Raw genomic sequence first — 4,323 nt, 5'->3', positions numbered from 1 at the left:
TGACACCCCTGCATCATACCAAGAGGGCTTTTTTTGATCAAGTCCCCGGAAAAGCTCCTAACGGGAATGCTCCTTGTATATATAAGTTGAAATTTTGTTTTACATCCTGCTGATTACTGGACTCGTTCTATCATAATCAACTTGTACTTAGATGAAACGCGCAACGAAAAATCGGAAATTCTTTATTGCAACTTATATAGTATGTTTAGAAGAATTTTTTAATCGAATTTCGAGTTGGCTATGCCTTTTGCCAATCGTATATCCTTGGGTGACTGGCAATATCAGCTGACAATCAATCAAATGCTTGGTAAAAGCTACAAATGTTAAATCTTCAAATTGCACTATATACACACCAAGGATATTTTTGTATATCCACAAATAACAACGATATTAATCAAATAAGTTAAAGTGTCGGGGCCGCTTCTTCCCATTTTTCTTTGAGTAATGCTTTTTTATCATTACAATCAACTACCCTAAAACCTTGTATTGAATTCAAACACCTTATAAAATCAACTAGACAGCCATTCTGCTTATATTTAACAAGAATAATAATATTCAAACAATAAACACCGTTTGATTCTGTATATTCACAAAACTTCACCGCTTCCATAATTATACCGTAATTTTCTAAATAATTGTTTATTTCTCTAAAAGGATTGGATTCTTCATCGTGAGTAATCTGCAATTTTATATATCCGGAACTATAAAAAAACTTTGATTCTATTGCTCTTAGACCAAAAGCATTCACCAAAACAACAAAAGTAACAACATAAGCAGGAGTATAAAAACCTGCGCCTACACATAATCCGATTGCAGCTACAACCCAGAGAGTAGCTGCAGTGGTAATTCCCGATACTTTCTTATCTGACCTTCTCATGATAACCCCTGCACCCAAAAAGCCTATTCCACTAATCACACCATGAGCCAAACGTGCTGGATCAAATCGTGCATTCACATGATCTATCATATTTTGAAAACCATAAGTTGATAAAATCATAATCAAAGCAGAACCTACTGAAACCAGTAAGTGTGTTTTAATTCCAGCTTGTTTATCCCTCAAATCTCTTTCCCAACCAACAATGCCACCTAACAATGCAGCCAATGATATTCTTTCAATTATTGAGAAAGTAGAAATTTCGAACATAAAATCCTCCTTTATATATATACAATATAGACTCCCTTGACCAAAAATTTCGTCACCATCGGAGAGATGAAAATATCCCTATGTTGAACGCTGCCACTTTACGCATTTTAGAGTTCGGGTATTTTCAGGATGATGCAACGAAAAAATTTAACATATCCTTGACGAAAAAGTAGCTTGTCTATTTTCTCGACTGTCGGAGGCAAGACCTCGTCACACCTTGGCGTGACGGAAGACCGAACAACCACCCGCTTCACAGACCCATAGCGGCGTGGTTCGGTCGCCCGACAGTCGATCAAATGCCGGTTAGCTCTGTAAAAGCTGCAAATGTTAAAAAAGTTGCTCCTTACTACAGAAATATAAAAAATAAAATAACGAAAAATCAATATATTCTTAACAACAATACTCCTATTATTATCATAAAAATACCTAGACCTTTCACTATATTAAACTCTTCATTAAAAAAAATTACCCCAATTAATGAAATGAAAGTTATCCCTAACCCTGACCATATCGCATAGGCTACAGAAACATCTATCCCTTTGAGAGCGATACCCAAGGACGCAAAGCAAATTGTGTAACACATTACTACTAAAAGAGTTGCCCAAATACTATTAAAACCATTAGAAAGTTTTAATGATACTGTTCCTAGTATCTCAAAAGAGATTGCTATCGCTAAAAAAATCCAAGCCAATATTAAGCACCTCAAATCATCTTGTTTGCAAAATCCGTAAAAATACCAAATATACCTTTACTCTTAGCTATTTCATAAATATTGTTATCATTAACAGTGTAGACACACACATTAATTAAATTGCAAAGCATATCAACTATATCAGACTGCAAAAACCTTATATCAGTATGGACATATTTTGCATTAACTATTTTAGATAATCTCATTATTTCTTTCACTGAATAATTATTATTCCATTCTATTAATAAAGCCAACGAAACTTCTTTGTCTAGATTTCTTAATTCTATTAAATTTTCAAAAATGAAAGAAGAAAAAATAATATGATGATTGGGGGAATCATACTTTTTGATAACATTGATTAATTCTCTTAGAAATTTCCTCTGAGAAAATTCCTTGTTTTTTAGTTCTATATTTACTAACATTCTACCTTCAATATTGCTTAACCATTGTAACACCTCTTCTAAGGTGGGGATCTTCTCGTCTTTATATAAATGATCAAACCAAGATCCAGCATCAAAATCCTTGATCTCGTCAACTGTAAAGTCTTTTACAAACCCTTTCCCATTTGTTGTTCTATCTATCTTCTCATCATGTATGACAACTATTTTTTCATCTTTTGTAATTTGGATATCCAACTCTAAGGCTCTAGCTCCACATTCATAAGCTTTTTGAAAAGCTATCATAGTGTTTTCAGGATAACATCCGCTCAGTCCTCGATGAGCATAAATTATCATTATGCACACCCTCCCGATAAAGAATACTTCATATGCTAGTTGATAATGACATTAAATTATAAAAATAAAGAAAATTAAAAATATAATAATTGACCTATAACTCATTTCCCTCCTCATGCGGTAGGAGCTGTGGAGAAAGCAGTGACTCTTGGGAGTTTACTAAATAACTTAGAAAGATATCTCTTCCATGGAATGTACTTATAGAAAGATTGTTACAAACGAATGTCACATTTTGTCGCTAGCATTTTCTTGTATAGGAATTTTTTCTCCTTTTATATAGTATAACGGGCTTAATACATTCACCCCCTAACGGTTAAATTTCACGCACAAATGAAGTTTTAGGATCGATAGCCTTTGGAGGAAGCTAACTTCCCCAAGATCCATCAAAAAAGTCAAAAACCCACACACTTCCCCGCTAAGCAACGAGGAACATGTGTGGGTCTCCGCTTCTCCACCACAACGTTATTAACTTGCTTTTAGCATATCATCTTTTGAAAACGCTGTCAACCTATTTCTTCGGCAAAATTTGCACGTAATCGAAGTCGAGCGTATCGACCGCGTCTTCGATCTGAAGGCGGGTGATAAACCGGTACGACCGACCGGGGCGCGATGGCGGCAAGGTTTCCGGAATCGTGTAGGAAAACGGAATCTCCTTTTTCTCGTTCGGCTTGATCGAAAACGCACCGGCCGCTGGAATGACGGCGACAATGTCATCGAGCTCCTTGCCGTTTTCGATTGTTTTTTGCACAAGCTCCATATCGAGCCGCTCGATCCTTTGTTCCACCGTTCCGCCGTAAATGTGGACGGTTCCTTGAATCCTATCTCCCTGTCGCCATAACGATTTATCTAAGACCAAGTCGACGTGCGCCGACCCGACTCCGACCTTTGACATCATTTTGCGCAACAGCATCGTTGTCACCTCATTTTGCCTCTCTTGTCACATTCAATATTACGAAAAAAAACCGCCGCCCGTTTCAGCCAAACGAAAAAATAAACAGACGCCCCCGCCGATGCGGCCACGTCTGTCCCAAGGCGAAAACAGGCGAACATGTTTTTTGTTACCGCTTACATTTAAAATTACCGCATTTGCTTTCAATTGTCAATCAGCTATTCGTACACGTTTTCGGTTTCGATAATATAGTCGATCCGGATCACGGGAACCTCTTGCTGCTCCACTTCAGCAACGATCAAGCCGACGCGGTCGTGATAGATGCAAAATGTGTCTTGCCCTTTGCGAAACGCTGATTCTCCATACGAAAGAACCATGTGGTAAATTTTGTTGTCGCTGAAATAGCGGCGGCTGACCCGACTACCCAGTCGGACGATCACTTCTTGACCCGCGATTTTCCCGCGGTACATCCGCTTCTCCCCCTTTTCGCCGTTCCTATTCCAATGTATGGCTTTCGTTCCCCGTTCATGACTTTTTCCTTAGATGACTGGTGAAAAACAACCAATTGGCTCGATTGAGGAGAAGTCACGAGGAATGAAATGATGACGTTGCAACGTTTTTTGGTTTGGGAACACTGTCGAAGAGCAGTATTTCTCCTTAAATCACCGGCCTCTTAGAAGGACGGTGATCTCTAGGAGACCGGTGAAAAATCGTTGTTTGCCTTGATCGATGATGGAACGCTTGAACATAGAATCTGATGCAACCAGTTTTTCTGCTTGAGAAACGATTCTGAGAAGCGTTTGTGCGAGTAAATCACCGGTCCCCTAGGAGACCGGTGATTTAAGTGGACAAGCCGTTTATCAAA

At 38.3% G+C, this 4,323-nt stretch carries 5 protein-coding genes; all 5 read right to left on the bottom strand.

The annotated features are described in order from the left end of the window. Positions 1 to 403: 403 nt before the first annotated feature. The 5 genes from B4113_RS18295 to B4113_RS18275 all read right to left on the bottom strand — a co-directional run bounded on the left by B4113_RS18295 (position 404) and on the right by B4113_RS18275 (position 3,928). On the bottom strand, positions 404 to 1,144 hold the full coding sequence (locus B4113_RS18295) for an MgtC/SapB family protein (protein ID WP_051962674.1): 741 nt from the start codon (positions 1,142 to 1,144) through the stop codon (positions 404 to 406). 379 nt (positions 1,145 to 1,523) lie between these two features. Further along, positions 1,524 to 1,835, bottom strand: coding sequence for a multidrug efflux SMR transporter (locus B4113_RS18290; protein ID WP_033843591.1), 312 nt, complete (start codon positions 1,833 to 1,835; stop codon positions 1,524 to 1,526). An 11-nt stretch (positions 1,836 to 1,846) separates the two neighbouring features. After that, positions 1,847 to 2,569, bottom strand: coding sequence for a glycerophosphodiester phosphodiesterase family protein (locus tag B4113_RS18285; RefSeq protein ID WP_033843589.1), 723 nt, complete (start codon positions 2,567 to 2,569; stop codon positions 1,847 to 1,849). Between the two features lie 508 nt (positions 2,570 to 3,077). Then, entirely contained in the window at positions 3,078 to 3,479 is a 402-nt protein-coding gene (locus tag B4113_RS18280; protein WP_061912743.1) for a sporulation protein, read from the bottom strand. Between the two features lie 197 nt (positions 3,480 to 3,676). Beyond that, complete coding sequence (locus B4113_RS18275; protein ID WP_033022033.1) at positions 3,677 to 3,928, bottom strand: hypothetical protein; 252 nt, start codon at positions 3,926 to 3,928, stop codon at positions 3,677 to 3,679. Positions 3,929 to 4,323 lie beyond the last annotated feature (395 nt).

The organism is Geobacillus sp. B4113_201601, assembly GCF_001587475.1.
GTDB lineage: Bacteria > Bacillota > Bacilli > Bacillales > Anoxybacillaceae > Geobacillus > Geobacillus icigianus.
The sequence above is the reverse complement of the archived record's forward strand: the minus strand, read 5'-3'. Positions and strand labels throughout refer to the sequence as shown.

Excerpts from the sequence above, each read along its gene's own strand:
- B4113_RS18275 (WP_033022033.1), bottom strand. The coding sequence starts at position 3,928 with ATGTACCGCGGGAAAATCGCGGGTCAAGAAGTGATCGTCCGACTGGGT.
- B4113_RS18280 (WP_061912743.1), bottom strand. The coding sequence starts at position 3,479 with ATGCTGTTGCGCAAAATGATGTCAAAGGTCGGAGTCGGGTCGGCGCAC.
- B4113_RS18285 (WP_033843589.1), bottom strand. The coding sequence starts at position 2,569 with ATGATAATTTATGCTCATCGAGGACTGAGCGGATGTTATCCTGAAAAC.
- B4113_RS18295 (WP_051962674.1), bottom strand. The coding sequence starts at position 1,144 with ATGTTCGAAATTTCTACTTTCTCAATAATTGAAAGAATATCATTGGCT.